This window comes from Streptomyces sp. LS-MS-L19, from assembly GCF_058382285.1.
Genome location: NZ_JBYCLL010000001.1, coordinates 504,636 through 530,210 on the forward strand (window position 1 = coordinate 504,636; position 25,575 = coordinate 530,210).

General features: G+C 71.2%; 24 protein-coding genes. 13 read left to right on the forward strand and 11 right to left on the reverse strand.

Annotated elements, in window-relative coordinates; all coding sequences use genetic code 11:
* Positions 1-138: 138 nt before the first annotated feature.
* The 3 genes from AC2XR2_RS02205 to AC2XR2_RS02215 are packed head-to-tail and all read right to left on the reverse strand — an operon-like array spanning position 139 to position 2,214.
* Positions 139-981, reverse strand: coding sequence for an ABC transporter permease (locus AC2XR2_RS02205; protein ID WP_381302383.1), 843 nt, complete (start codon positions 979-981; stop codon positions 139-141).
* On the reverse strand, positions 941-1,762 hold the full coding sequence (locus AC2XR2_RS02210; RefSeq protein WP_381302384.1) for an ABC transporter ATP-binding protein: 822 nt from the start codon (positions 1,760-1,762) through the stop codon (positions 941-943). Before AC2XR2_RS02210 ends, AC2XR2_RS02205 begins: the two co-directional genes overlap by 41 nt.
* Entirely contained in the window at positions 1,759-2,214 is a 456-nt protein-coding gene (locus tag AC2XR2_RS02215) for a MarR family winged helix-turn-helix transcriptional regulator (protein WP_381302385.1), read from the reverse strand. Before AC2XR2_RS02215 ends, AC2XR2_RS02210 begins: the two co-directional genes overlap by 4 nt.
* Before the next feature lie 273 nt (positions 2,215-2,487).
* On the opposite strand from AC2XR2_RS02215, the gene AC2XR2_RS02220 reads away from it, so the two are divergent.
* Positions 2,488-3,276, forward strand: coding sequence for a SigB/SigF/SigG family RNA polymerase sigma factor (locus AC2XR2_RS02220; protein ID WP_381302386.1), 789 nt, complete (start codon positions 2,488-2,490; stop codon positions 3,274-3,276).
* Positions 3,277-3,303: 27 nt separating this feature from the next.
* Here the strand turns inward: AC2XR2_RS02220 and AC2XR2_RS02225 are convergent, their stop codons facing one another.
* The gene (locus AC2XR2_RS02225; protein WP_491514072.1) at positions 3,304-3,636 is read right to left on the reverse strand and encodes an ANTAR domain-containing protein; all 333 of its coding nucleotides are present in this window, start codon (positions 3,634-3,636) and stop codon (positions 3,304-3,306) included.
* Positions 3,637-3,805: 169 nt separating this feature from the next.
* On the opposite strand from AC2XR2_RS02225, the gene AC2XR2_RS02230 reads away from it, so the two are divergent.
* Positions 3,806-4,609, forward strand: a complete 804-nt coding sequence (locus AC2XR2_RS02230; protein WP_330269076.1) for a VOC family protein — start codon at positions 3,806-3,808, stop codon at positions 4,607-4,609.
* Between the two features lie 60 nt (positions 4,610-4,669).
* Here the strand turns inward: AC2XR2_RS02230 and glgX are convergent, their stop codons facing one another.
* Positions 4,670-6,766 (reverse strand): glycogen debranching protein GlgX, encoded by a 2,097-nt coding sequence (gene glgX / locus AC2XR2_RS02235; RefSeq protein ID WP_491518389.1) that lies wholly within the window; start codon positions 6,764-6,766, stop codon positions 4,670-4,672.
* Between the two features lie 43 nt (positions 6,767-6,809).
* Complete coding sequence (locus tag AC2XR2_RS02240) at positions 6,810-7,304, reverse strand: pep a2 (protein WP_381307412.1); 495 nt, start codon at positions 7,302-7,304, stop codon at positions 6,810-6,812.
* Positions 7,305-7,593: 289 nt separating this feature from the next.
* Between AC2XR2_RS02240 and AC2XR2_RS02245 the strand changes: the two genes are divergently transcribed.
* The 6 genes from AC2XR2_RS02245 to AC2XR2_RS02270 all read left to right on the forward strand — a co-directional run bounded on the left by AC2XR2_RS02245 (position 7,594) and on the right by AC2XR2_RS02270 (position 16,472).
* Complete coding sequence (locus AC2XR2_RS02245) at positions 7,594-7,893, forward strand: DUF5133 domain-containing protein (RefSeq protein WP_381307410.1); 300 nt, start codon at positions 7,594-7,596, stop codon at positions 7,891-7,893.
* Positions 7,894-7,969: 76 nt separating this feature from the next.
* Positions 7,970-9,946, forward strand: a complete 1,977-nt coding sequence (locus AC2XR2_RS02250) for an alpha-1,4-glucan--maltose-1-phosphate maltosyltransferase (RefSeq protein ID WP_491514073.1) — start codon at positions 7,970-7,972, stop codon at positions 9,944-9,946.
* Entirely contained in the window at positions 9,943-11,661 is a 1,719-nt protein-coding gene (gene treS / locus AC2XR2_RS02255) for a maltose alpha-D-glucosyltransferase (RefSeq protein WP_491514074.1), read from the forward strand. Before AC2XR2_RS02250 ends, treS begins: the two co-directional genes overlap by 4 nt.
* 26 nt (positions 11,662-11,687) lie before the next feature.
* Complete coding sequence (locus tag AC2XR2_RS02260) at positions 11,688-13,052, forward strand: maltokinase N-terminal cap-like domain-containing protein (RefSeq protein ID WP_491514075.1); 1,365 nt, start codon at positions 11,688-11,690, stop codon at positions 13,050-13,052.
* Positions 13,053-13,055: 3 nt separating this feature from the next.
* On the forward strand, positions 13,056-15,275 hold the full coding sequence (glgB, locus tag AC2XR2_RS02265; RefSeq protein WP_491514076.1) for a 1,4-alpha-glucan branching enzyme: 2,220 nt from the start codon (positions 13,056-13,058) through the stop codon (positions 15,273-15,275).
* Positions 15,276-15,383: 108 nt separating this feature from the next.
* Positions 15,384-16,472 carry a glutamate--cysteine ligase 2 gene (locus AC2XR2_RS02270; protein WP_491514077.1) on the forward strand — a complete coding sequence of 363 codons (1,089 nt, stop codon included), beginning with the start codon at positions 15,384-15,386 and terminating at the stop codon, positions 16,470-16,472.
* Between the two features lie 5 nt (positions 16,473-16,477).
* On the opposite strand, the gene AC2XR2_RS02275 is transcribed toward AC2XR2_RS02270, so the two are convergent.
* Positions 16,478-16,711, reverse strand: a complete 234-nt coding sequence (locus AC2XR2_RS02275; protein WP_381307396.1) for a DUF6480 family protein — start codon at positions 16,709-16,711, stop codon at positions 16,478-16,480.
* Between the two features lie 152 nt (positions 16,712-16,863).
* On the opposite strand from AC2XR2_RS02275, the gene AC2XR2_RS02280 reads away from it, so the two are divergent.
* Entirely contained in the window at positions 16,864-18,768 is a 1,905-nt protein-coding gene (locus AC2XR2_RS02280) for an AMP-dependent synthetase/ligase (protein ID WP_491514078.1), read from the forward strand.
* Between the two features lie 85 nt (positions 18,769-18,853).
* Positions 18,854-19,327, forward strand: a complete 474-nt coding sequence (locus AC2XR2_RS02285; protein ID WP_330269066.1) for an ATP-binding protein — start codon at positions 18,854-18,856, stop codon at positions 19,325-19,327.
* Between the two features lie 15 nt (positions 19,328-19,342).
* On the opposite strand, the gene AC2XR2_RS02290 is transcribed toward AC2XR2_RS02285, so the two are convergent.
* The gene (locus tag AC2XR2_RS02290) at positions 19,343-19,702 is read right to left on the reverse strand and encodes a PRC-barrel domain-containing protein (protein ID WP_449351484.1); all 360 of its coding nucleotides are present in this window, start codon (positions 19,700-19,702) and stop codon (positions 19,343-19,345) included.
* 265 nt (positions 19,703-19,967) lie between these two features.
* Between AC2XR2_RS02290 and AC2XR2_RS02295 the strand changes: the two genes are divergently transcribed.
* The 3 genes from AC2XR2_RS02295 to AC2XR2_RS02305 all read left to right on the forward strand — a co-directional run bounded on the left by AC2XR2_RS02295 (position 19,968) and on the right by AC2XR2_RS02305 (position 23,944).
* On the forward strand, positions 19,968-21,344 hold the full coding sequence (locus AC2XR2_RS02295) for an NAD(P)/FAD-dependent oxidoreductase (RefSeq protein WP_449351483.1): 1,377 nt from the start codon (positions 19,968-19,970) through the stop codon (positions 21,342-21,344).
* A gap of 93 nt (positions 21,345-21,437) precedes the next feature.
* Complete coding sequence (locus AC2XR2_RS02300; RefSeq protein WP_491514079.1) at positions 21,438-21,650, forward strand: DUF4287 domain-containing protein; 213 nt, start codon at positions 21,438-21,440, stop codon at positions 21,648-21,650.
* A gap of 62 nt (positions 21,651-21,712) precedes the next feature.
* The gene (locus tag AC2XR2_RS02305; protein WP_449351482.1) at positions 21,713-23,944 is read left to right on the forward strand and encodes an FUSC family protein; all 2,232 of its coding nucleotides are present in this window, start codon (positions 21,713-21,715) and stop codon (positions 23,942-23,944) included.
* A 39-nt stretch (positions 23,945-23,983) separates the two neighbouring features.
* Here the strand turns inward: AC2XR2_RS02305 and AC2XR2_RS02310 are convergent, their stop codons facing one another.
* From AC2XR2_RS02310 to AC2XR2_RS02320, 3 genes are read right to left on the reverse strand one after another with little or no spacing between them, the layout of a single operon-like run.
* Positions 23,984-24,418 carry a VirB8 family type IV secretion system protein gene (locus AC2XR2_RS02310; RefSeq protein ID WP_330269061.1) on the reverse strand — a complete coding sequence of 145 codons (435 nt, stop codon included), beginning with the start codon at positions 24,416-24,418 and terminating at the stop codon, positions 23,984-23,986.
* A gap of 28 nt (positions 24,419-24,446) precedes the next feature.
* Entirely contained in the window at positions 24,447-25,286 is an 840-nt protein-coding gene (locus AC2XR2_RS02315; RefSeq protein ID WP_491514080.1) for a DUF1206 domain-containing protein, read from the reverse strand.
* 50 nt (positions 25,287-25,336) lie between these two features.
* Positions 25,337-25,555, reverse strand: coding sequence for a DUF5133 domain-containing protein (locus tag AC2XR2_RS02320; RefSeq protein WP_449351480.1), 219 nt, complete (start codon positions 25,553-25,555; stop codon positions 25,337-25,339).
* Positions 25,556-25,575 lie beyond the last annotated feature (20 nt).

Genomic DNA, 25,575 nt, shown 5'->3' on the forward strand with positions numbered 1-25,575 from the left:
AATGCGCTGTGGCCAGGGAATTCACCCCCTTTGATCGCTGATCAAGCCGTGCGCAGGAAGAATCCGCCAAGCGGCCGGAAAAACCCTTCCGCGGGCGTGCCGCACATCACGTTCCCCACGCATGATCAACATGCGTGATCAACGGGCCAGCCGGCCGAGCAGCGAGGAGGCCGCGGTGATGCCGAGCGCGGCGGCCACGGCCAGCACGCCGAAGTCGAGCGCCAGATGGGCCCGGGTGCCGAGCAGGAGGCCGCGCAGGGCGTCGACTTCGTAGCTCAGGGGGTTCACCTTGCTGACGGCCTGGAGCCAGCCCGGCATGACGGAGAGCGGGTACAGGGCGTTGGAGCCGAAGAAGAGCGGCATGGTGATGGCCTGTCCGATGCCCATCAGGCGGTCCCTGCTGAGCACGATGCCGGCGATGGTCATGGACAGGCAGGAGAAGAAGGCCGAGCCGAGGATCACGATCAGGCCGACCCCGAGGAGCTTGAGCGGGTTCCAGGTCAGGGAAACGCCGAGCAGGGCGGCGATGAGGATGACGACGACGGCCTGGATCAGTGACTTCACGCCGGCCGCGAAGGCCTTGCCGGTGGTCAGTGCCGAGCGCGGGGTGGGGGTGACCAGGAGCTTGTTGAGGATGCCCGCGTCCCGCTCCCAGATGATCTGGATGCCGTAGAAGATGGCGATGAACATCGCGGACTGGGCGATGATGCCGGGCGCCAGGTAGTCGATGTAGGGGATGCCCTCGGTGGGGATCGCCTTGATGCGGGTGAAGGTCTGGCCGAAGATCAGCAGCCACAGGGCGGGCTGGACGGCGCGGGTGTAGAGCTCGGTGCGGTCGTGGCGGAGCTTCTGCAGCTCGACGGCGCACATCGCCACCACCCGGGCGGGCAGCAGCCGCCAGCCCGCGCGGGGCTCCGGCGGCCTCAGCAGCAGGCCGATGTCAGCCGACACGGTTCGCGGTGCGGCGGGTGCTTCGGACATCGCGGAAATCCCCTCCTTCGTCTTCGAGTCCGCTGCCGGCGACGTCCCGGAAGACGTCCTCCAGGGTCGGCAGGGTGTCGGTGCCCCGCTTCTCGGCCAGTCCCCGCCGGAGTTCCTCGGGGGTGCCGAGGGCGCGGATGCGGCCGCGGTGCATGAGGCCGACCCGGTCGCAGTACTGGTCGGCCTCGTCCATGTAGTGGGTGGTCACGAGGACGGTCATGCCGGTCGCTTCGCGTACGGCGTTGATGTGCTCCCAGACGCCGGTGCGGGCGATCGGGTCGAGGCCGATGGTCGGCTCGTCGAGGATGAGCAGCCGGGGCGCGCTGACCAGGGCCTGGGCGAGTTCCAGGCGCCGGACCATGCCGCCGGAGTAGGTGCCCGCGAGCCGGTCGGCGGCGTCGGTGAGGTCGACGGCGGCCAGGGCCTGGGCGACCCGCTCGGCGCGTTCCCTGCGGGACACGTCGAAGACGCGGGCGAACAGGGTGATGTTCTCCCGGCCGGTCAGGTTCGCGTCGGCGGACAGCTGCTGCGGGACGTAGCCCAGCAGGCGCCGTACGGCCATCGCGTCCTCGGCGGTGTCGCGGCCGAAGACGTGGATCATGCCGGCCGGCACCGGGAGCAGGGTGGTGATGCAGCGGATGGCGGTGGTCTTGCCGGCGCCGTTGGGGCCGAGCAGTCCGAAGACCTCGCCCTCCCCCACGGTCAGGTCCAGTGCGTCCACGGCCTTCGTGGCGCCGAAGGCGTAGTCGAGCCCGGTGCAGGAAACAGCGTCGGCTGTCATGACTCCTCGGCCTCCTCGTGCAGGGTGACGGCAAGGGCGCGCAGGGCCGGCAGGGCGGCTCGCAGGGCTTCCTGGTCGGCCGTGTCGAGCCGGGCGACGTGCCGTCCCACGAGTGCGACACGCCGCTGTTTCCAGTCCCTGAGCCGGGTCTCGGCCCGCTCGGTGAGCAGCAGGCGGGCGGCGCGCCGGTCGGCGGGGTCGGTCTCGCGGACCAGGTGACCCTCCTTGACGAGCTGGTTGACGAGGGTGGAGACGGAGTTCCCGGCGAGGTGCAGTTCCCTGGCGGCCTCGGAGACACCGATGCCGGGCCGCGACTCGACCAGGCGCAGCAGCTCGACCTCGGCACCGCGCAGCCGCGGCACGGTCAGTCCGGCGCGCAACCTGCGCCTGAGCAGCCGCTGGACACCGACGAGGGCGTCGGCCAGCTCTTCGGGAAAGGTCTCCTCGTCCATGCGGCGAGATTACCTCTGTGTCAGAGGCAATCTCGACCAAGAGCGAGTCAAGCGCACCCCTCGGGCCCATACACGCGCGCCTCGGGCCCATATCGGGCGATCTGGGCTTTTGTTTTGTTTCACCCGATAGCGGGAATCCGTACAACAGTGCTTCGGACAGGAGGCACCTCCGTGGGGGCCCGCCGAGCGGGTTCCGGATGTCTGTCTCACAGTCCGCGTGCGTTCCTCCCACGGTGTCTGTCCATCCAGCACCCGCTCAGGGAGGTGCGCGACATGACCGTCGCCACCAGAACCAAGCCCCATCCGCACGACGACGCCCCCGACACCAACGCGGCGTTCGAGCGTTTGACGCGGCTGCCCGAAGGCCCGGAGCGCAAGGCGCTGCGGGACGAACTGGTGGAGCTGTGGCTGCCCATGGCCGAGCGGATCGCCGTCCGCTTCCGGGGCCGCGGCGAGTCCCTCGAGGACCTCTACCAGGTGGCCGCCCTCGGGCTCGTCAAGGCCGTCGACCACTACGACCCGGCCCGCGGCAGCGCCTTCGAGGCGTACGCGGTGCCGACCGTGACCGGCGAGATCAAGCGGCACTTCCGCGACCACATGTGGACGCTGCACGTACCGCGGCGGGTGCAGGACCTGCGCAACCGGGTCCGGCAGGCTTCGAAGGAGCTCGCGCAGACCCCCGGCCGGGCCCCCAGCGTCGCCGAGATCGCCGAGCGGGCGCATCTGACCGAGGACGAGGTGCGCACCGGGGCGGAGGCGCTGGAGTGCTTCTCGGCCCTGTCACTGGAGGCGGAGATGCCGGGCACGGACGGCTACGCCCTCGGCGACGCGCTCGGCGGCCCCGACCCCGGCTACGACGTCGTCGTCGACCGGGTCGCCGTCCGGCCCTGTCTGGAAGCGCTGCCTGAGCGCGAGCGGACCATCCTCTACCTGCGCTTCTTCAAGGGCATGACCCAGAGCGGCATCGCCGAGGAGCTCGGCATCTCCCAGATGCACGTCTCCCGGCTGCTCAGCACCTGCTTCGACCGGCTGCGCGAGGAGGTCCTGGCCGACGCCGGCTGATCCCGTCCCTCGACTGCCGGGGCGCCGTCACTCCGGTGGCGCCCCGGGGATCTGTGTCGGCCCGTAGTGCTCGAGGGCCTTTTCGAGCTCGACGCGGATCTCCCGCGGGATGTCCCCGGACCGCCCCCAGATGAGGATGAGGTCGGCGACGCTGCGCAGCTTGATGTTGGTGTGCTGGGAGACGTCCCTCAGTACCGCCCAGCCCTCGTCCGGGGTGACCCTGCCGAGCGCGACGACCATCCCGATGGCCTGGTCCACGACGGCATGGGAGACGACCGCCTCCTTCAGCTGGTCGATCTCCTCCTGGAGCGCGAAGATCCGGTCCGACTCCGCGGCCGGTTCCTCCGGGATGCCTGGCACCCCTCCATCCTGTCACTCGGACGGCCCGGCGCCACCGGGCCGGAGGCCGGAAGGGGCACCGTTTCGGCGGCTCCCGCGGGGTACTCGGCAGGCGGCCACAGCTGTTCCGGAACGACACTGGGTGAAGGACCCACTGGCCGCAGCCCGACGAGAGCAGGACGCGACCGCCATGAACCACGACCCGAGACTCCCCGGCACGACCGCGGACGTCGTCTCCAGCCACCATGTGTTCGGGGCCCCCTGCTGGGTGAGCCTGACCAGCCGCGACCAGCAGACCACGGAGGACTTCTACGGAGCCGTCCTCGGCTGGGAGTGGAAGCCGGCCAAGCTCGGCGAGCGCTTCCGGGTGGCACTGGCGGACGGCACGCCGGTCGCCGGCATCGCGGCGGTGGCGTCGATGTGGCAGATGGCGGTGGCCTGGACGCCGTACTTCGCGGTGCCCAGCGCGGACGAGGCGGTGGCCCGGGTCCAGGAGCGCGGCGGCACGCTGGCGGTGGGCCCGCTGTCCTTCCCGCCCGGCCGGGCGGCCCTGCTCTCCGACCGCGACGGCGCGACCTTCGGCATCTGGGAGGGCGAGCTGATCGCCAACTGGGAGGTGTGGCGCCGGGCCCAGCCGGCCTTCGTGCGGCTGCACACCCGTGACGCGTTCGACGCGGCGATCTTCTACGGCGAGGTCCTCGAGTGGGCGACGGGACGCCCCGGCTGCTGCGAGGTCGACTACGAGGGCGGCGAGGTGGTGCTGCGCAGCGGCGGTGACGTGGTGGCCCGCATCGAGTCGGGAGCCCTGGGCTCGGCGCCCGACCCCACGATCCGCCCGCACTGGCAGGTCCACTTCGCGGTCACCGACGTGACGGCCTGCGCCAAGGCCGCCGAGGCCCACGGCGGCAGCGTCCTGACGAAGCACAGCACCGAGGCCGTGCTGCGGGACCCGGACGGAGCCCGGTTCACGGTGACATCGCGCCGGACACGCTGAGCGTCCCGGGTCCACCCGGCGAAGAGCCCCGCACCCGTCGACCGGGTGCGGGGCTCTTGTTCAGGCGCCCGTGCGGGAGGGCCGGGACAGCAGCACCAGGCTGCGGGCCTCGACCGTCATCTCCGTGCCGGCCTTGTGCTCCGACTCGTCGGCGCCCTGCGGCTCGGCCGTGTCGAGCAGGGTCGTCCAGCGGTCGCCGTACGCGGAGTCCGGGAGGCGGAAGTCGACGGGTTCCCAGTAGCCGTTGAGCAGTAGGAGGAACGAGTCGTCGACCACCCGGCGTCCGCGCGGGTCGGGTTCGGCGATGGCGTCGCCGTTGAGGAAGACACCGACCGAGTGGGCGTCGGACCGCTGCCACTCCGCCTCGGTCATCTCGCGGGCGTCCGGCAGCAGCCAGACCAGGTCCGGCAGCGGCTGCCCCGCGTGCGTCACGGTCTCCCCGCGGAAGTAGCGGCGCCTGCGCAGCACGGGATGCGCGGCCCGCAGTCCGATCACGTACCGCGTGAACGCGGCGAGTTCGCGCTGCTCCTCGCTCAGCGCCCAGTCGATCCAGGAGACTTCGTTGTCCTGGCAGTAGGCGTTGTTGTTGCCGCCCTGGGTGCGCCCGAGTTCGTCGCCGTGGCAGAGCATGGGGATGCCCTGCGAGAGCAGCAGCGTGGCGAGGAAGTTGCGCTGCTGGCGGGCCCGGAGTTCGAGGACGGCGGGGTCGTCCGTGTCGCCCTCCGCCCCGCAGTTCCAGGACCGGTTGGTGCTCTCCCCGTCCCGGCCGCCCTCTCCGTTGGCCTCGTTGTGCTTGTCGTTGTAGGAGACGAGGTCGCGCAGCGTGAAGCCGTCGTGCGCGGTCACGAAGTTGACGCTCGCGCGCGGACGGCGCCGACTGTGCTGGTAGAGGTCGGAGGAGCCGGTCAGCCGGGACGCGAACTCCCCGAGCGTGTGCGGTTCGGCGCGCCAGAAGTCCCGTACGGCGTCCCGGTACCTGCCGTTCCACTCCGACCACAGCGGCGGGAAGTTGCCCACCTGGTAGCCACCCTCGCCCACGTCCCAAGGCTCGGCGATCAGTTTGACGCGGCTGATCACCGGGTCCTGCTGGATCAGGTCGAAGAACGCCGACAGCCGGTCCACCTCGTGGAACTGCCGGGCCAGGGTGGCCGCGAGGTCGAAGCGGAACCCGTCGACGTGCATCTCGGTGACCCAGTACCGGAGCGAGTCCATGATCAGCTGAAGGACGTACGGGTGCCGCATCAGCAGGCTGTTCCCGGTGCCGGTGGTGTCGTAGTAGTGGCCCCAGTCGCCGTCCACCAGCCGGTAGTAGGAGGCGTTGTCGATGCCCCGGAAGGACAGGGTCGGCCCCTTCTCGTTGCCCTCGGCGGTGTGGTTGTAGACCACGTCGAGGATGACCTCGAGCCCGGCCGCGTGCAGCGCCTTCACCATCGTCTTGAACTCGGCGACCTGCTGACCGCGGGTGCCGTGGGCGGCGTAGGCGTTGTGGGGCGCGAAGAAGCCGATCGTGTTGTAGCCCCAGTAGTTGGCGAGACCGCGGTCCTGGAGCACCCCGTCCTGCACGAACTGGTGCACCGGCATCAGCTCGACGGCCGTGACGCCGAGCGAGGTCAAATGACCGATCACCGCAGGGTGGGCGAGACCGGCGTAGGTGCCGCGCAGTTCGGGCGGGACGTCGGGGTGGGTGCGGGTGAGTCCGCGGACGTGCGCCTCGTAGATCACGCTGTCGGCGTAGGGCCGGCAGGGCGGTCGGTCGTCGCCCCAGTCGAAGGCCGGGTCGGTGACCACGCCGAGCATGGTGTGCCCGGCGCTGTCGGCCTGGGGCGTGACCAGTGAGGGGTGGTTGTCCGTCTGGCCGTCCACCGCCTTGGCGTACGGGTCGAGCAGCAGCTTCGACGGGTCGCACCGGTGGCCGAACTCGGGCTGCCAGGGGCCGTGCACCCGATAGCCGTAGCGCTGTCCCGGCCCCACACCCGGCAGATAGCCGTGCCACACGAATCCGTCGGCCTCGGTCAGCGGGACCTCGCTGTGGCCGCCGCGCTCGTCGACGAGGACGAGTTCGACGCGCTCGGCGACCTCGCTGAACAGCGCGAAGTTGGTGCCCTCGCCGTCGAAGGCGGCGCCCAGCGGGTACGGGCGCCCGCTCCAGGCGGGCACCCGCTTCCCGTTCTTGGACGGCTTCCTCCTGGACGTCGGCACGTCAGCACCCGCCGTCGGCGGCAGCGGTGGCCAGGGCCGCGACCGGAAGCTCGCGCGGCACCTGGAGGCCCTCCCGCAGGCTGGGCGCGGGCACGGTCGGCACCAGCGGGACGCGCTCGCCCGCACGGGCCCGCTGGGAGAACCAGATGACCTTGCTGCCGGTCTCCGTGGCGCAGCAGCCCCAGCCGTCGCTCATCGCGGCGATGCGCTCGAGGCAGGCGCGCAGATCCAGGTCCGGGCGCAGATCGCAGTCGTTCTCGCCGATGGCCGTGATGAGGTGCTGGCCGTTCCACCACAGCTCGATCGAGGTGTTCTTGTCCGTCGCGTGCTCGTCGATCGCCTTCAGCAGCAGGACGGCACCGCGGCAGACGGGCTCGACCAGGGTCTCCAGGTCCCAGAGCCGTAGATGGGCGGCCAGGATGCGCCTGACCTGCCCGACCCGTTCCGGGCTGACCTCCACGTCGAGGTGGTAGTAGCAGGGCACTGCGGTCTTCATCGTCGTCGCTCCTCACCGGCGAAGCTCCCGCTCCTCCCGGCCCCCGCGGGGCCGGGCCCCGAAACACACGGAGCGTGAGCGCTGTTCGCTTCAGAGTCACTCCAGAGTGGGAGTGCTACGCCATTCGTGCAACACGAGCGATTCGCGAGGCGAATGAAGCCGGTCGGGGCGGACGAGGCGGCATAAAGGTCGTTGAAGACCCAACAAGACGCTGAGTCGTTACCCGTGCACCATGAGTGAAGATCTCGCGGGTCCCGCATCTCCCCACCTCCGAAAGGTGAACGGCGCCATGCTGCTACCGGCCAAAGCCGAAGTCGCCAGGCAACTGAGGCGCTACCGCGCCTGGGAGCGCCGGATGCTCGCCTCCCCCGCCGACCGCGCCGTCCGGAGCACCTTCGAGGACTCGGGCTACACGCTGTGCGTGCTGATGGGCAAGCGCTGTGCCCGCGAGGCCGCCGACGCGGCCGAGCGCTATCTGCGGAGCAGCGTGATCGCCTATCTGCAGGAGCAGAGCGACCTCCCGCACGCGAGCGCCGCCGTCAGACGGGGTCCTCCGAGATCGGCGGAACGTTCCACCGCGGGGAGGTGACAGCCTTCCGGCGCAGCTTCGATCCCCCGGCCGGGCGCCCTCAGTGCCCGGCCTCGAGCACGACGGAGGCGAGAGCATGAGCACCACCCCGGCCATCGGCCGCATCCCCGTTCGGGACGTCCGTCCTGCCGTCGAGTCGGGCAGGCGCCCGGCGAAAGCGGTCGTGGGAGAGACGTTCGAGGTCACTGCCACCGTGTTCCGCGAGGGGCACGACGCGGTCGCCGCGAATGTCGTCCTCACCGACCCGGAGGGCCGGCACAGTCCCTGGACCCCGATGCGGGAGCTGGCCCCGGGCACCGACCGCTGGGGCGCCGAGGTGACGGTGGACGTCGAGGGGCGCTGGACGTACCGCGTGGAGGCCTGGAGCGACCCGGTGAACACCTGGCGGCGCACCGCCCGCATAAAGGTGCCGGCCGGCCTCGACACGGGACTCGTCCTGGAGGAGGGCGCCGAGCTCTACACCCGTGCGGCGGCGGGCGTCGCGGAGGGCCCGCAGCGGGCGGTGCTGCTGGCCGCGGCCAAGACGCTCGCCGACGACTCGCTGCCGGTCGCCACCCGTCTGGCGGGGGCGCTCACCCCGGAGGTGGACGCGGTGCTGGCCCGCCATCCGCTGCGGGAGTTGATCACGGCGTCGGAGTCGTTGCCGCTGCTGGTGGAGCGGGAGCGGGCGTTGTTCGGCTCGTGGTACGAGTTCTTCCCCCGTTCGGAGGGCACCCCCGAGACGCCGCACGGCACGTTCCGTACCGCGGCCCGCAGGCTGCCGGCGATCGCGGCGATGGGCTTCGACGTGGTCTACCTGCCGCCGATCCACCCGATCGGCACCACCTTCCGCAAGGGCCGCAACAACACCCTCTCCGCCGGCCCGGACGATGTGGGCGTGCCGTGGGCGATCGGCTCGCCGGAGGGCGGCCACGACGCGGTCCACCCGGACCTGGGCACCATCGAGGACTTCGACTGGTTCGTGCGGGAGGCCGCCGCGCACGGGCTGGAGATCGCGCTGGACTTCGCGCTGCAGTGCTCGCCGGACCATCCGTGGGTGCAGAAGCATCCGGAGTGGTTCCACCACCGCCCCGACGGCACCATCGCGTATGCGGAGAATCCGCCGAAGAAGTACCAGGACATCTACCCGATCGCCTTCGACGCGGATCTGGACGGGCTGGTCGCGGAGACCGTGCGGGTGCTGCGGCACTGGATGGGGCACGGGGTGCGGATCTTCCGCGTGGACAACCCGCACACCAAGCCGGTCGTCTTCTGGGAGCGGGTGATCGGTGACATCAACGCCACCGACCCCGATGTGATCTTCCTGGCGGAGGCGTTCACCCGGCCGGCGATGATGCACACGCTGGCGCAGATCGGTTTCCAGCAGTCGTACACGTACTTCACCTGGCGCACCACCAAGCAGGAGCTGACCGAGTACCTGAGCGAGCTGTCGGGTGAGGCGGCCTCCTACATGCGGCCGAACTTCTTCGCCAACACCCCCGACATCCTGCACGCCTTCCTCCAGCACGGCGGCCGTCCGGCGTTCGCGCTGCGCGCGGTCCTGGCCGCCACCCTCTCACCGACCTGGGGCATCTACTCCGGCTACGAGCTGGCCGAGAACACCCCGCTGCGCGAGGGCAGCGAGGAGTACCTGGACTCGGAGAAGTACCAGCTCAAGGCCCGCGACTGGGACAGTCCCGACAGCCTCGCCCCCCTGATCACCCAGCTCAACACCATCAGGCGCAGCCACCCGGCGCTCCAGCAGCTCAGGAACCTCCGTTTCCATGACACCGACAACGACTCGGTCATCGCCTACAGCAAGCGCACGGGTGACGACGCGGTCCTGGTGGTCGTGAACCTCGATCCGCACCACACCCAGGAGGCCACGGTCTCGTTGGACATGCCGCAACTCGGCTTGGAACGGCACGAGTCCCTTTCCGTCCACGACGAACTGACGGGTGAGACCTACCGCTGGGGCAGAAACAACTACGTGCGCCTGGAGCCCGGCCGGGCACCCGCGCACGTGTTCCAGGTCCGTAGGTCGGCGCCTCAGAGCGGAGGATCCACAGCGTGACTGTCAACGAGCCCGTCCACGACACCTTCGAGGACACTCCGGCGAAGGACCGGGACCCCGACTGGTTCAAGCGAGCGGTCTTCTACGAGGTGCTGGTCCGCTCCTTCCAGGACAGCAACGGCGACGGTGTCGGCGACCTCAAGGGCCTGACCGCCAAACTGGACTACCTCCAGTGGCTCGGTGTCGACTGCCTGTGGCTGCCGCCGTTCTTCAAGTCGCCGCTCAGGGACGGCGGTTACGACGTCTCCGACTACACCGCCGTACTGCCGGAGTTCGGTGACCTCGCCGACTTCGTGGAGTTCGTCGACGCCGCCCACCAGCGCGGCATGCGCGTGATCATCGACTTCGTCATGAACCACACCAGCGACCAGCACCCGTGGTTCCAGGAGTCCCGCGCCAACCCCGACGGCCCCTACGGCGACTACTACATGTGGGCCGACGACGACAAGCAGTACCAGGACGCCCGGATCATCTTCGTCGACACCGAGGCCTCCAACTGGACCTACGACCCGGTCCGCGGCCAGTACTTCTTCCACCGCTTCTTCTCCCACCAGCCGGACCTCAACTACGAGAACCCGGCCGTCCAGGAGGAGATCCTCGCCGCCCTCCGCTTCTGGCTGGACCTCGGCATCGACGGCTTCCGCCTCGACGCCGTGCCCTACCTCTACGCGCAGGAGGGCACCAACTGCGAGAACCTGCCCGCCACGCACCAGTTCCTGAAGCGGGTGCGCCGCGAGATCGACGCGATGTACCCCGACACGGTCCTGCTCGCGGAGGCGAACCAGTGGCCGGAGGACGTCGTCGACTACTTCGGCGACTACGAGTCCGGCGGCGACGAGTGCCACATGGCATTCCACTTCCCGGTCATGCCCCGCATCTTCATGGCCGTGCGCCGCGAGTCCCGCTACCCGGTCTCGGAAATCCTCGCCAAGACCCCGGCCATCCCGCAGAACTGCCAGTGGGGCATCTTCCTGCGCAACCACGACGAGCTGACCCTCGAAATGGTCACCGACGAGGAACGCGACTACATGTGGGCCGAGTACGCCAAGGACCCACGGATGCGCGCCAACATCGGCATCCGACGGCGCCTCGCCCCCCTCCTGGACAACGACCGGGACACGATCGAGCTGTTCACCGCCCTGCTGCTGGCGCTGCCCGGCTCGCCGATCCTCTACTACGGCGACGAGATCGGCATGGGCGACAACATCTGGCTCGGCGACCGGGACGCCGTCCGCACCCCCATGCAGTGGACCCCCGACCGCAACGCGGGCTTCTCCACGGCGGATCCGGGCCGGCTCAGCCTGCCGATCATCATGGACCCGGTCTACGGGCACCAGGTCACCAACGTCGAGGCGTCCATGGCCTCGCCGTCCTCCCTGCTGCACTGGACCCGCCGGATGATCGAGATCCGCAAGCAGAACCCGGCGTTCGGCCTCGGCACCTTCACCGAGCTCCAGTCCTCCAACCCCGCCGTGCTGGCCTTCCTGCGGGAGTACGAGGACGACCTGGTCCTGTGCGTGAACAACTTCTCCCGGTTCGCCCAGCCCACCGAGCTGGACCTCCGCGAGTTCGCCGGCCGGCACCCGGTCGAGCTGTTCGGCGGGGTGCGGTTCCCGGCCATCGGTGAACTGCCGTATCTGCTGACCCTCGGCGGGCACGGCTTCTACTGGTTCCGGCTCTCCCGAGTCGCATCCCGCATCGGCCGACGCTCTTGAGCGTGCCGACGAAAGGACGCGTCACCATGCCGAAGACCGCACCCCTCGGCCCCAGAACCGCGCCGGCGAGCGACCTCATGGCCTCGCTGGGCGGGCTGCTGCGCCAGTGGCTGCCGCGCCAGCGGTGGTTCGCGGGCAAGGACCGGCCCGTGAGCGAACTCGGTCTGCTGTCCATGACCGAGCTGTTCCCGGGCTGTCTGCACCTGCTGGTCCACGCCAGTCACGGCGGAGTGCCCGCGCCGGGCTGCGCCACCCCGGCCGGTGACTGCTACCAGTTGCTGCTGGGCGTGCGGAAGCACCTCTCACCGCGTCTCGGCCGCGCCCTGATCGGCCGCGCGGAGCAGGGTCCGCTGGCCGGCCTCACGATCTACGACGCCCTGCACGACCCGCGTTCGGCGCAGCTGCTCCTCGAACGGCTGCGGCAGCCCGGCACGGCCGGACCCCTGCGCTTCGAGGGCGACCCCTCGGTGCCGGTGCCCGCCGGGCTCCCCCCGCGGCTGCTGGAGGCGGAGCAGTCCAACTCCTCGCTGGTGTACGGCGACGAGTTCATCCTGAAGGTCTTCCGCCGGATCCAGCCCGGGGTCAACCCGGACCTGGAGGTGCCGGTCGCGCTGGCCGGGCAGGGCTGCCGCAGGGTGCCCGCGCCGGTGGCCTGGTTCCGGACCACGCACCCGCAGGAGGCCACGCTCGGCGTGCTCCAGCCGTATCTGCGGGACGCCTCCGACGGCTGGACGCTGGCCCTGCACGCGCTGGCCTCCGGTGACGACTTCACCGTGCAGGCGCACGAGCTGGGGCGGGCCATGGCCGAGGTGCACCTCGCGCTGGCCGCCGCGTTCCCCGGTGACGGCGCCCACGGCGACAACGGCTCCATGGCGGCCGCGATGGCCGAACGCCTGGACGCGGCCGCGCACAGCGTCCCGGCGCTGCGACCGTTCGTGCCCGGGCTGCGGAACGCCTTCGGCGCGCTGGCCACCTGCGATGCCGGGCCACCGGCACAGCGGGTGCACGGCGACCTGCATCTGGGGCAGGTGCTGCGGGCGGGCCGCGAGTGGTTCGTCATCGACTTCGAGGGCGAGCCGTCCCGGCCGCTCGCCGAGCGCTGCACCGCGCAGTCTCCCGTGCGGGACATCGCGGGCATGCTGCGCTCCTTCGACTACGCGGCCCGGCAGCGCCGCCCCTGGCGTCCGGAGTGGGCGCGCCGCTGCCGGGAGGCCTTCTGCGCGGGCTACGCCGCCCTCGCCGGCTGGGACCCGCGCAAGAAGCACGGACTGCTGCGGGCGTACGAGACCGACCGGGCCGTCTACGAGGTCCTGTACGAGGCGCGACACCGACCCGACTGGCTGCCCGTTCCGATGGCGGCGATCGAGCGCCTCGCCGTGAGAGGAGACTGAGCCGTGGCCCTGCGTGACACTTCGATGCCCGAGCCGTCCGGACCGGTCGGGCGTGCCCCGGCTCCGGCCCCGGCCCCGCCGCTGGACGCCGGCGACCGGGCCCGGCTGCTGGCGGGCGCCCACCACGACCCGCACGCGCTGCTCGGCGCCCACCCGGTCGCCGGCGGGATCGTCTTCCGGGCGCTGCGCCCGTTCGCCCGCTCGGTGAGCGTGGTGATCGACGGCGAGCGCAGCCCGCTGACCTCGGAGGGCGACGGCCTCTTCTCGGGTCTGCTCCCCCTCGACGCGATCCCCGACTACACCCTGCGGGTGGCGTACGCGGACGGGGAGCAGGAGGTGCACGACCCGTACCGCTTCCTGCCCGCGCTCGGCGAGACGGACCTCCACCTGATCCGCGAGGGGCGCCACGAGCAGCTGTGGAAGGCGCTCGGCGCCGAGCCGATGACCCACCAGGGCGTCACCGGCACCCGCTTCACGGTCTGGGCGCCGAACGCCCAGGGGGTCCGGGTCGCCGGCGAGTTCACCTACTGGGACGGGCAGGCGTTCCCGATGCGCTCGCTCGGCGCGTCCGGGGTGTGGGAGCTGTTCCTGCCCGGGATCGGCGAGGGCACCCGCTACAAGTTCGAGATCACCTCCCGCCACGGCGTCCGGTTCCTGAAGTCCGACCCGATGGCCCGCAGCACCGAGGTGCCGCCCGACACCGCGTCCGTGGTGACCTCCTCGCACTTCGAGTGGAGCGACCAGGAGTGGATGGCCGGGCGGGGCGAGGTCCCGGTGCACGAGGCGCCGTTCTCGGTGTACGAGGTCCATCTGCCGTCCTGGCGCAAGGGGCTGACGTACCGTCAACTCGCCGAGGAGCTCCCCGCGTACGTCAAGGAGCTGGGCTTCACCCACGTCGAGCTGATGCCGGTCGCCGAGCACCCCTTCGGCCCTTCCTGGGGTTACCAGGTCACCGGTTTCTATGCGCCGACCTCCCGGCTCGGCTCCCCCGACGACTTCAAGTACCTGATCGATGCCCTCCACCGGGCCGGCATCGGCGTGATCATGGACTGGGTGCCGGCCCACTTCCCCAAGGACGACTGGGCGTTGGCCCGCTTCGACGGGGACCCGCTGTACGAGCCCGGGGACTGGCGGCGGGCGGAGCACCCGGACTGGGGCACGTACGAGTTCGACTTCGGGCGCGTGGAGGTGCGCAACTTCCTCGTCGCCAACGCCGTGTACTGGTGCGAGGAGTTCCACATCGACGGCCTCAGGGTCGACGCGGTCGCCTCCATGCTCTACCTCGACTACTCGCGCGACTCGGGCCAGTGGAGCCCGAACGTGTTCGGAGGCCGGGAGGATCTCGACGCGGTCGCCTTCCTGCAGGAGATGAACGCGACCGTGTACCGGCGGGCGCCGGGAGTCGTCACCATCGCCGAGGAGTCCACCGCCTGGGACGGCGTGACCCGGCCGACCGACAGCGGGGGCCTGGGTTTCGGCCTGAAGTGGAACATGGGCTGGATGCACGACTCGCTCGGCTACATCAGCCATGAGCCGGTGCACCGCAAGTACCACCACAACGAGATGACGTTCTCGATGGTGTACGCGTACAGCGAGAACTACGTGCTGCCGATCTCCCACGACGAGGTCGTCCACGGCAAGCAGGCGCTGGTGTCCAAGATGCCGGGCGACTGGTGGCAGCGGCGGGCCGACCACCGCGCCTACCTCGGCTTCATGTGGGCCCATCCCGGCAAGCAGCTCCTCTTCATGGGCCAGGAGTTCGCCCAGGGCGCCGAGTGGTCGGAGGAACACGGCCCGGAGTGGTGGCTGCTCGACCCGGCGTACAGCGCCGAGCCGGACCACCGCGGCGTCCGTGATCTCGTGCGCGACCTGAACACCGTCTACCGGGAGACGCCCGCGCTGTGGCAGCGGGACACCGACCCCGGTGGCTTCCGGTGGGTGATCGGGGACGCGGCCGAGGACAACGTCTTCGCCTTCCTGAGGTTCGACGCGCAGGGTACCCCCCTGCTCGCGGTCTCCCACTTCTCCCCCGCGGTGCGCGAGAACTACCGTCTCGCCGTCCCCGAGGGCTTCCCCCTGTGGCGGGAGGTCCTCAACACCGACTCCGCGCGGTACGGCGGCGGCGACGTCACCGCCCCCGACCCGGTCAAGGCGGAGGACGGGGTCCTGCGGCTCACCCTGCCGCCGCTCGCGACGGTGTGGCTGGTCCCGGTCTCCGGCTGAGGTCCGCGGGCGACGCGGAGGTGTCCGACCGGCCCGAGGGGGCAGTCGGGGTCGTACGAGAACGAGCATCCTCGTCGTCGCCAAGGGCCACAGAAAGGGCTGCATCACGTGCGCACCGTCGGAGTGGAGGAGGAGCTCCTCCTGGTCGATCCGGAGACCGGCGAGCCGCAGGCGCTGTCCGCGGCCGTACTCGCGCGGGCCGCGCAGGACGAGCCGGGCCAGGACGTCTTCGAGAAGGAACTCCACAACCAGATGCTGGAGTTCGCCACCCACCCGCAGTCGGGGATGGACGCCCTCCGCGCGGAGATCGTGCGCTGCCGCAAGGAGGCCGCCCGGCTCGCCGGCGAGAGCGGCTGCGCGGTGGCCTCCCTCGCCACCTCGCCGCTGCCGGTCAGCCCGTCCGTCGGCATCGGGCGCCGCTACCAGTGGATGGCGGAGCAGTACGGCATCGCCACCCGGGAGCAGCTCGTCATGGGCTGCCACGTCCATGTGTCCGTCGAGTCCGACGACGAGGCCGTCGCCGTGGTGGACCGGATCCAGCCCTGGCTGAGCGTGCTGGCCGCGCTGAGCGCCAACTCGCCCTTCTGGCAGGGCAAGGACACCGGCTACAGCAGCTACCGCAGCCGGGTGTGGCAGCGCTGGCCGTCGGCCGGTCCGACCGAGCCCTTCCGCTCGGCGGAGCGCTATCACCGGCGGGTGGCCGACATGGTGGCGACCGGGGTCATCCTCGACGAGGGGATGATCTACTTCGACGCCCGGCTGTCCCGGAACTTCCCCACGGTGGAGATCCGGGTCGCCGACGTCTGTCTGCACGCGGACACCCCCGTCCTGCTCGCGACCCTCGCCCGGGGACTGGTGGAGACCGCCGCCCGTGAGTGGCGGGAGGGCCGGGAGCCGGTGACGCACAGCGTGAGCCTGCTGCGGATGGCCGCCTGGCGGGCCGCGCGCTCCGGGCTGTCGGAGGAGCTGCTGCATCCGGCGACGATGCACCGCATGCCCGCCGAGACGGTGGTCCGGGCCCTGCTGGAACACGTCGGGGAGGCGCTCGCCGACAGCGGCGACCTGGACCTGGCCCGCGAGTCGTGTGCCGAACTGCTGGGCCGCGGCAACGGCGCCCGCGTACAACGTGAGCTGCTGGAGCGCACCGGCAGCCTGCGGGACATGGTCACCGAGTGCGTGAAGCTGACCCAGGCATAGGTCCTCTACAGGGCCAGCACGATCGCGTACACCAGGAAGAACGCGGCGACGAGCACCACCAGGAGGAGGATCAGGGTCAGCGGGCCCTTGGCCCAGCCCCTGGTCGGGTTGTGCGTCTCCCGGGGGCCGGCCTCGGGCAGGCTGCTCTCCGCGGGCGGGGTCTCGCCCGGGGGTACGCCGCCGCCCGGCTCCAGTCCGGTGGTGCGCTCGGGTTCGGGATCGGGATTCGTGTAACTCATGGGGTCCGAGTCCCCCGATCTCGGCGAGATCACAGGTGACCGCCTACTTCCGTAATACAGGCACCCCCCGCAGTCTCCTGGGCTAGATTCGAGCACCGCGGATGACCGAGCTCGTCGGCGCAGTCACAGCCCGTACACGTCAGGAGCAGCGCATGCGCGACTTCGCCCTCGCTCCCCGGACCCTGTCGCGCTCCAGCGGCGGTCTGGCCGACAGCGTCTTCGAGAGAGCGGAGCTCGACCCCACCCTGCCGGTCCTCGCCCGCCGTCCCGAGGGGTCCTCGGGGAGCTGGCAGGAGGTCACGGCGGTGGAGCTGCGGGACGAGGTGGTGGACCTCGCGAAGGGGCTGGTCTCCTGCGGGATCTCGCCCGGCCACCGGGTGGCGATCATGGCTCGCACCCGGTACGAGTGGACGGTTCTCAGCTACGCGCTGTGGGCGGTCGGCGCCGAGGTCGTGCCGATCTACCCGACGGCCTCGCGCGACCAGGTCGAGTGGATCCTGCGGGACGCCGGTTGTGTGGCCGTGGTGGTGGAGGACGAGCAGGCCGTCATGACGGTCGGTTCGGTGTGCGCCGCGCTGCCCCGGCTGCGGCACGTCTGGCAGCTGGACGCGGGGGCGCTGGAGGAGCTGGCCGAGCGGGGCGAGCTGATCCCGCTCGCGACGGTCGAGTCCCTGCGCCGCATCGTGCTCCCGGACTCCACGGCGGTGGTCGCCTACACCTCCGGCACCACCGGGCGTCCGATGGGGTGCGCGCTCAGTCACCGCGGCCTGGCGAGCCCCTGCGACACCCTGCTGGAGGGCTGGCGGCAGATCACGGCCGCGCCGGGCGAGCAGCCGTCGGTGCTTGCCTTCCTGCCCTTCTCGCACGTGTACGGCCTCATGATCCAGGGCGTGTGCATCCGGGGCGGCTTCCTCATGGCCCACGAGCCCGACCTGAACGAGGAGGCGCTGGCCGCCTCCCTCCAGTCGTTCCGGCCCACGTACTTCTACGCGGTCCCCTCCGTCTTCGAGAAGATCTACAAGAACTTCCTGCGCGCCGCCCAGCAGTCGGGCCGCGGCGCCCTGTTCGAGCGGGCCGCCGACACCGCCCGTGACTTCGCCCTGGCCTGTGAGCGGCAGCGGCTGGGCGAGGGCCCGGGCCCCGGGTTCGACCTGCGGCTCCAGCACGCCCTGTACGAGCGGACGGTGTACCGCAGACTGAGAGCCGCGCTGGGCGGCCGGGCCCGCCGGGGCACCTCGGGCGGCTCGACCCTCAACCGCGAGCTCTCCCTGTTCTACGAGGGCATCGGTCTCTACGTCCACGACGGGTACGGGCTCACCGAGACCTGCGGCGGGATCACCATGCAGCCGCTGGGCCGGGAGAAGTCCGGGACCGTGGGCAAGCCGCTGCCGGGCGTGGATCTCCGGGTGGCGGACGACGGGGAGATCCTGGTGCGCGGCCCTTCGGTGTTCCAGGGGTACGTCAACGACGAGGCCGCCACCCGGGCCGCGCTGTACGGCGGCTGGCTGGCCACCGGGGACCTGGGCCGGCTGGACGCCGACGGCTATCTGACGATCACCGGCCGCAAGAAGGACATCCTGGTCACCACCAGCGGCAAGAGTGTGGCTCCCGCCGCCTTGGAGCACCGGCTGCGGATGCATCCGCTGATCCACCAGGCGGTGGTCGTCGGGGACAACCGGCCCTGCGTCGGCGCCCTGCTCACCGTGGACCCGGTGTTCCTGGCCCACTGGCGCGGGGTCCTGCTCGCCCAGCAGGATCCCTCGGCGCGGGAGGCGCGGGAGGAGAACCTGCTGCGGGAGGAGATCGCCCGGGCGGTGGCCGCCGCCAACAGCACCGTCTCGCGCTCGGAGTCGATCAGGGTGTTCCGGGTGCTGTCGGAGCCGTTCGACCTGGCCAACGGGCTGCTGACGCCGTCGATGAAGCTCCGCCGGGACGAGATCGTGCACCGGTACGCCGCCGAGATCGACGCGATGTACCAGGCCCGCTCGGCCGGCGCCCGGCGCACCGCGACGGAGGACTTGCTGAGCTGGGACGACTCGGACGACGTGTTCCGCTGACCGGGGCGCCGCCTGGCGCGTTCGGGGAGGTGGGAACGATTGGGCGGCGCGCCGTCGGGAACACGGATCAATGGCACCATGACCGATGTCCGACAGCCCCGCTGACGCCGGGCCGCGCGAGCGGCACGACGCCCGATCCGCGTTGGGAGAGACACTGACTTCCGAGGCGATTCCGAGCCGCACCACCCGTTTCGCGGGCGAACCGCACTGTGTGACGGGTGCGCGGCTCGCTGCCGAGGAATTCCTCTGCGACCTCGGCGAGAGCGTGCCCCCCGCGAGTCCCGAGCACTGGGACGACATCCTGCTGGTCGTGACCGAACTGGCCGCCAACGCCGTCCAGTACGCTCCCGGCCCCTTCGCGCTCAGGATGCGGCGGACGTTCGACGGCGTGCACGTGACCTTGCGCGACACCAATCCGACGCCGCCCGCCCCCCGCTCCTTCAACCCCCGCACGGGCGGCGGCGGCATCGGCTGGCATCTGATCCACGCCCTGTGCGACCAGGTCAGCGTGGTGCCGGACGATCGCGGCAAGGACGTGCACGTCTTCCTGCCGTGGTGAGGTGTCCCGCTCCCCTCAGGCGGTGGCCGTGAGCCGCAGGTAGTAGGCGCCGACCTCCGACAGGTAGGCGGGGTCCCGGGTCTCGCTGTCGGTACGGAAGCGCGGGGCCGCCTTCACCTCCGACCTGGTGCAGGCCACCGTGACCCGGCGGTCCTGGGTGTCGACACGGGTCACGACGCCCACCGGGACCAGGACGCTCCGGCCGAAGACCCAGACGCCCGTGTCCACGACGAGGTGGGCCAGTCCCCCGGGGGCGGCCTGCCGGTCCACGTGCCCGATCGTGCCGTCGCTCGCGACAACACTGAAGCCCGTCAGGTCCTGTCCCTCGACGTAACCGCTGTCCGGCGCGTACGACCAGATGCTGTCGGTGGTCACGCTGCTCCTTCCCTCCCGAACGCTGCACGGGTCCCGCGGTTGGCAACGCACGGGCCCACTGCACCAAATACCCGTCTGCCGCACGCGCATTCGGCGAACGGCCCGTCACAAGCGGTTTCCGGTCCTCCGCTCCGCGCACCTCCTTCACCTTTCTCCCGGTGCGTTTTCAGGTCAGGACGGGCATGGTGGTCCTCGACGCATTCGTCGCGTCCGCACGGGCAGACGAAGGGCGTTCGAGGCAGACCGCCTGGAGCCGCAGAAAGGGATGAACACCGTGACACGACCCAGGATCCTGGTGGTCGGCGCCGGCTTCGCCGGTGTCGAGTGCGTGCGCCGGCTGGAGCGGAAGCTCTCGCCGGACGAAGCCGACGTCACCCTGGTGACGCCGTTCGCCTACCAGCTCTATCTCCCTCTGCTGCCCCAGGTCGCCTCCGGCGTGCTGACGCCGCAGTCGATCGCCGTCTCCCTGCGCCGCAGCAAGAAGTACCGCACCCGGATCATCCCGGGCGGTGCGATCGGCGTGGACCTCAAGTCCAAGATCTGTGTGATCCGCACCATCACGGACGAGATCGTCAACGAGCCGTACGACTACATCGTGCTGGCGCCCGGCAGCATCACCCGGACCTTCGACATCCCCGGCCTCACCGAGCACGCCTTCGGCATGAAGACGCTGGCCGAGGCGGCCTACATCCGCGACCACGTCATCTCCCAGCTCGACCTGGCCGACGCCAGCCAGGACCCGGCGGAGCGGGCGGCGCGGCTCCAGTTCGTGGTGGTGGGCGGCGGGTACGCCGGCACCGAGACCGCGGCCTGTCTGCAGAAGCTCACGCACGCGGCGGTCAAGCGCTACCCGCGCATCGACCCCTCGCTGATCAAGTGGCATCTGATCGACATCGCCCCGAAGCTGATGCCGGAGCTGGGCGACAAGCTGGGGCGCAGCGCGCAGGAGATCCTCAAGCGGCGTGGCATCGACGTGTCGCTGGGCGTGTCGATCGAGAAGGCGGGGCCCGAGGAGGTCACCTTCACCGACGGGCGGGTGGTGCCCACCCGGACGCTGATCTGGACCGCCGGGGTCGTCGCGAGCCCGCTGATCGCCACGCTCGGCGCGGAAACGATTCGCGGGCGGCTCGCGGTGTCGGCCGAGATGACCCTGCCGGGCCATGACGGGGTCTTCGCGCTCGGTGACTCCGCCGCCGTGCCCGACAAGGCCAAGGACGACGACAGCGCGGTCTGCCCGCCCACGGCCCAGCACGCGATGCGCCAGGGCAAGACGGTCGCCGACAACGTCATCGCGACGCTGCGGGGCCAGGCCCTGAAGCCGTACGTCCACAAGGACCTCGGCCTGGTCGTCGACCTCGGCGGCACGGACGCCGTCTCCAAGCCGCTGGGCATCGAACTGCGCGGCCTGCCCGCCCAGTTCGCCGCCCGCGGCTACCACTGGGCGGCGCTGCGCACCAATGTCGCCAAGGTCCGGGTGGCGACCAACTGGACGCTCAACGCCGTCGCGGGCGACGATTTCGTCCGCACCGGCTTCCAGGCCCGCAAGCCCGCCAAGCTGAAGGACTTCGAGTACACCGACGCGTATCTGACGCCGGAACAGGTCCGGGCGCAGGTCGAGGGGACGAAGCGACTCGACCCGTAGGTGTGGCGCATGTCACTTGGGGCCGCCGATCGGTTTCCCGCCGGTCGGCGGTCGTAGGAAGGACAGCACAGCGCCTCCCGAAAGGACACCGCCATGGCCGAGACCGTGAAGGGCCCCGCGAGCTACTTCCCGTCGATTGAGAAGAAGTACGGCCGCCCGATCGCCGAATGGCAGGAACTCATCCGCTCCTCGCCGCTGACCCGGCACATGGAACTGGTCGCCTGGCTCAAGACCGAGCACGGCCTGGGCCACGGCCACGCCAACGCGCTGGTGGCCCACACCCTCGCGGAGGCCAAGGGGAAGTGATCCACTCCGCCGTGCCATGCTGGAAACGGATCATGACGTGACACGGGAGTGAGTACGGCGGAGTGAACACAGCGAGGCTGCGGGACCGGATCGCCGCGTCGGACCCGGGGCTGCTGCGACTGGCCGCCGGTCTGCGCACGGTCGGGGCGATCGCGCTCACGCTGGCCGTGCTCGGCGTGCTGGGGGTGAGCGTCCCGCATCTGGTGGCCGGCGCCATCGCCGCCATGGTCGCCACCTTCGCCATCAGGGAGAAGCAGCGCGCCCCGCAGGCGGTGACGCTCGCCCTGGGCCTGCCGGTGGCGCTGGCCTCCCTGTCGCTGGGTGCGCTGCTGAGTTCCCGGGTGGTGGCCGGTGACCTCTTCTTCGTGGTGCTGATCTTCTGCGCGGTCTACGGCCGCCGCTTCGGCGAGCGGGGCACCGCGCTCGGTCTGATCGGCTTCCAGGTCTACTTCGTGTCCCTGTTCGTCGGCGCCACCGTCTCCGGCCTGCCCGAGCTCTACGGCGTCCTCGGCGTCGCCTTCCTGTGCAGTGCGGCGGCGCGGTTCCTGCTGGTGCCGGAGACCCCGGCGGGCCTGCTGGAGCGCCTGCGGGAGGCCTTCCGGGCCCGGCTGGCCCAGCTGGTGTCCGCGCAGCTCGGGCTGCTCGACGCCGGGCCCGAGGAGATCGACGAGGTGCTGGAGACGGTGCGCGAGGGCACCGCGCGGCTGCACGAGACGGCGCTGATGATCCAGGGGCGGCTGGAGGAGGGGACCGCCGACGAGGCCACGGCTCGGCTGGTGCAGCGGCGGATCGCGGACGCCGAGATCGCCGCCGAGCGGCTCGGTCTGCTGCTGCTGACGGCCCGCAGCGCCGAGCAGGCGGACACCCTGACCCTGCATCTGCCGGGCGCGCCGGCCCCGCGGGCGGGCCGGATGCCCGGCCGGGACGAGGCGATGGCGCAGGTGCGCCGCGATCTGGAGGCGCTGCGGCTGCTGGTGCTGCGCCCGGTGGCCGCCCGGTCCGGTACCGCCCTGTCCCAGGTGCGCAACCGGCTCCTCGGCTACCGCGAGGAGGACAGGCTGCCGCCCGCACCACCGGCCGTGCAGGACGTCTTCCGGGGCATCGGCGAGACCGCCCGGGCGGTCCTGGGCCTCAGGATCGCCCTGGACGGTCCGCAGGACGAGTCGGACGACTCCCCCGCGACGGCCCGTTCGCGCGAGGAGCTGGACGCCGAGGACGCCGTGATGGACGCCGGCGAGGCGGACGGCGAGGCGCAGGAGGAGCTCACGGGACTCAAGCGGCCCACGACCCGGGCCGCGGTGCAGGTGGCCGTGGGGTCCGCGCTCGCCATGGTCGGCGGGGAGTTCCTGTCCAGTCAGCGCTGGTACTGGGCCGTGCTGACCTGCTGGATCGTCTTCCTCAACACCGCGTCCACGGGCGAGATCCTGGTCAAGGGCTACCGGCGCCTGCTGGGCACGGTCCTCGGCGTGCTGGCCGGGATCGTGCTGGCCGGGGCGGTCGGGCAGCACACCTGGACCGCGTTCGCCCTGGTCCTGGTGCTGGTGTTCGCGATGTTCTACACCGCGCCGCTCTCCTACACGCTGATGTCGTTCTTCGTCACCGCCGCCCTGGGCCTCCTCTACACCCTGCTGCACACCTACAGCCTCTCGGTCCTGGTGCTGCGGGTGGAGGAGACCGCGCTCGGCGCGGCCTGCGGGGTGATCGCGGCGGCGTTCGTCCTGCCGGTGCGCACGGACCGCCGTACCAACGACCTGCTCGTCACCGTCCTGGAGCGGCTCGACGAGGTCACCGAGGCCGCCGTGGACCAGCTCAGCGGCGGCACCCCGGTCGAACTGCTCGACCAGGCACGCGACCTGGACCAGGCGCTGGCCGATCTGCGGGCGGCCACCCAGCCGCTCACGCATCCGATCACGCCGCTCCGGGCCCGGCGGGACACGGCCCGCTATGTGGTGGCGCTGCTGGAGACCTGCGCGTACCACGCGCGCTCGCTGGCGGCGACGGCCGAACTGCTGCCCACGCACCCCTCGATCGCGGCGGACCCCCGGCTGCGGCGGGCGGGCCGGCGCATCGGGGACAACATCGCGGCGATCGCCGCGCATGTGGCCGACGAGCACTCCACCGCCGCGGTCGAGACCGGGCCGAGCATCGCGTCGCTCCTGGAGACGGAGGTCCCCGGCACTCCGCGGTTCGGGCGGGTCACCGACCGGGTGCTGCGGCACGTGCAGCGGCTGGACGAGACCCTGGTGGGCCTGGCCCGGCCGCTGCACGTGCCGGTTTCGGCGCCGAAGCGGTAGCGCACGACCCGGCCGTTCAGCAGGGCCGGCGCCTCGCGTTCAGAGGTCCGTGGGCAGACCGCTCACCTCGGCGATGCCGCGCAACTCGTCGTCGAGCCGCCGGCGTTCGCGGATGTAGTCGGCGATCTCGCCGAGGCGCACCGGGTCGTCGGCGGTGTCCGCGTCGGTGACCACCCGGATCGGGCCGGTCTTCTCGTCGACGTGGAGCTCGATCACCTTGTTGTCCATGCGCCCGGTGACGGCGGTGGCGATGACCAGTGCGGCCTCGTCGCGGATCTCCTGGGGCAGCCCGTCCTGTTGACTGTCCTCGAGGGCGAAGTCCAGGGCGGGCAGCTGTTGTTCGTCGATCGCCCGCAGGACCGGGCGGACCACGCTGAGCAGCAGCTCGTAGTCCTCCGAGGCCATGCGGATGCGCAGAAGGTCCAGGTAGACGTCCACGGGCCTACCGTCGGGCGGAAGCTCGGGTTCGTTCATACGCCTCGGGTTCCCCACGAGCCGCCGCTCAGACCTTCCGCCAGCGTGCCATCGCGAACGAGAACACCCCGAACAGCACCAGCCCGACGGCGATCAGCACGAGCAGCCAGGGCCCCAGCGGGGTGTCGGCGAACGAGCGGAGCGTGTCGTCGAGGCCCTTGGCCTTCTTCGGCTCGTAGTCGACCGCGGCCCGGACGGCGAACGCGCCCGCCGCGGCGAACACCACGCCCCGCGCCACTCCGCCGCCCACACCCGTCACGTCGACCAGCTTGCGGACGCGCGGGCCCATCTCAAAGAGCTTGAGTTTGTCGTGGAACGACCGCAGCAGCGCCCGTCCGGCGATCCACACGCCGGCCACCGCGACGCCGACGCCCGCGGCGCCCACGAGCCACTGGCCGCCGGGCCACTCCAGGGCCCGGGCGGTGATGTCCTTGGACTGCTTGTCGCTCGATCCGCTGCCGCCGGAGCCGGAGCCCACGGCGAAGGACAGCACGGAGTACGCGACGAAGGCGTAGAAGAGGAAGCGGCCCGCCGACATCAGCCGTTTGGTGACCTTGCGGCCGTCGGGGCCGACCGAGCCGAAGACGACCTCCGACAGCCGCCACAGGGCCATGCCGACCAGCCCGATGCCCAGCGCCCACAGGACCACCGAGCCGAAGGGCTTGTCGGCGACGGCGGCGAGGGCGCCGCCGCGGTCGGCCTGGCGCTTGCCGTCGCCGAAGGCGATCTGGAGCGCCAGCACACCGACCAGCAGGTAGATCACACCACGGGCGGTGAAGCCCACCCGGGCGGCCCACTCCACCGCGGAGCCGCGCGCCGCACGCCTGGCCCCGAGGCGGCCGGACTGTGCCATGGTGCTCGTGTTCATGTCCACTCCTGGGTTCCTCATGCCCTGGGCGGGCGGTCGCACGGCTACGGTCAGTCGGCCAGTCGGGCGCCTTCGGGGACGGCCCCGAGGAGACGGTGGGCGGTCTCCAGGGCCAGCCGCACGTCCCGGGTGCCGGTCGACACACAGAGCGTGTAGGCGAGGTCCCGCGCCCGCGGGCTCGGCTCGGACACCGTGCGGGCCTCCGCGGCCCGCAGTGCCTCGTACTCCTCGACGAGCCGCCGCAGGAACGCGGGGTCGGGTATCAGCATCTGACTCCCTCCTCGTGCTC

Excerpts from the sequence above, each read along its gene's own strand:
- AC2XR2_RS02310 (WP_330269061.1), bottom strand. The coding sequence starts at position 24,418 with ATGAACGAACCCGAGCTTCCGCCCGACGGTAGGCCCGTGGACGTCTAC.
- AC2XR2_RS02245 (WP_381307410.1), top strand. The coding sequence starts at position 7,594 with ATGCTGCTACCGGCCAAAGCCGAAGTCGCCAGGCAACTGAGGCGCTAC.
- AC2XR2_RS02215 (WP_381302385.1), bottom strand. The coding sequence starts at position 2,214 with ATGGACGAGGAGACCTTTCCCGAAGAGCTGGCCGACGCCCTCGTCGGT.
- AC2XR2_RS02205 (WP_381302383.1), bottom strand. The coding sequence starts at position 981 with ATGTCCGAAGCACCCGCCGCACCGCGAACCGTGTCGGCTGACATCGGC.
- AC2XR2_RS02250 (WP_491514073.1), top strand. The coding sequence starts at position 7,970 with ATGAGCACCACCCCGGCCATCGGCCGCATCCCCGTTCGGGACGTCCGT.
- AC2XR2_RS02300 (WP_491514079.1), top strand. The coding sequence starts at position 21,438 with ATGGCCGAGACCGTGAAGGGCCCCGCGAGCTACTTCCCGTCGATTGAG.
- AC2XR2_RS02285 (WP_330269066.1), top strand. The coding sequence starts at position 18,854 with ATGTCCGACAGCCCCGCTGACGCCGGGCCGCGCGAGCGGCACGACGCC.
- AC2XR2_RS02295 (WP_449351483.1), top strand. The coding sequence starts at position 19,968 with ATGAACACCGTGACACGACCCAGGATCCTGGTGGTCGGCGCCGGCTTC.
- AC2XR2_RS02260 (WP_491514075.1), top strand. The coding sequence starts at position 11,688 with ATGCCGAAGACCGCACCCCTCGGCCCCAGAACCGCGCCGGCGAGCGAC.
- AC2XR2_RS02315 (WP_491514080.1), bottom strand. The coding sequence starts at position 25,286 with ATGAACACGAGCACCATGGCACAGTCCGGCCGCCTCGGGGCCAGGCGT.
- AC2XR2_RS02220 (WP_381302386.1), top strand. The coding sequence starts at position 2,488 with ATGACCGTCGCCACCAGAACCAAGCCCCATCCGCACGACGACGCCCCC.
- AC2XR2_RS02240 (WP_381307412.1), bottom strand. The coding sequence starts at position 7,304 with ATGAAGACCGCAGTGCCCTGCTACTACCACCTCGACGTGGAGGTCAGC.
- AC2XR2_RS02230 (WP_330269076.1), top strand. The coding sequence starts at position 3,806 with ATGAACCACGACCCGAGACTCCCCGGCACGACCGCGGACGTCGTCTCC.
- AC2XR2_RS02210 (WP_381302384.1), bottom strand. The coding sequence starts at position 1,762 with ATGACAGCCGACGCTGTTTCCTGCACCGGGCTCGACTACGCCTTCGGC.
- AC2XR2_RS02280 (WP_491514078.1), top strand. The coding sequence starts at position 16,864 with ATGCGCGACTTCGCCCTCGCTCCCCGGACCCTGTCGCGCTCCAGCGGC.
- AC2XR2_RS02275 (WP_381307396.1), bottom strand. The coding sequence starts at position 16,711 with ATGAGTTACACGAATCCCGATCCCGAACCCGAGCGCACCACCGGACTG.
- AC2XR2_RS02320 (WP_449351480.1), bottom strand. The coding sequence starts at position 25,555 with ATGCTGATACCCGACCCCGCGTTCCTGCGGCGGCTCGTCGAGGAGTAC.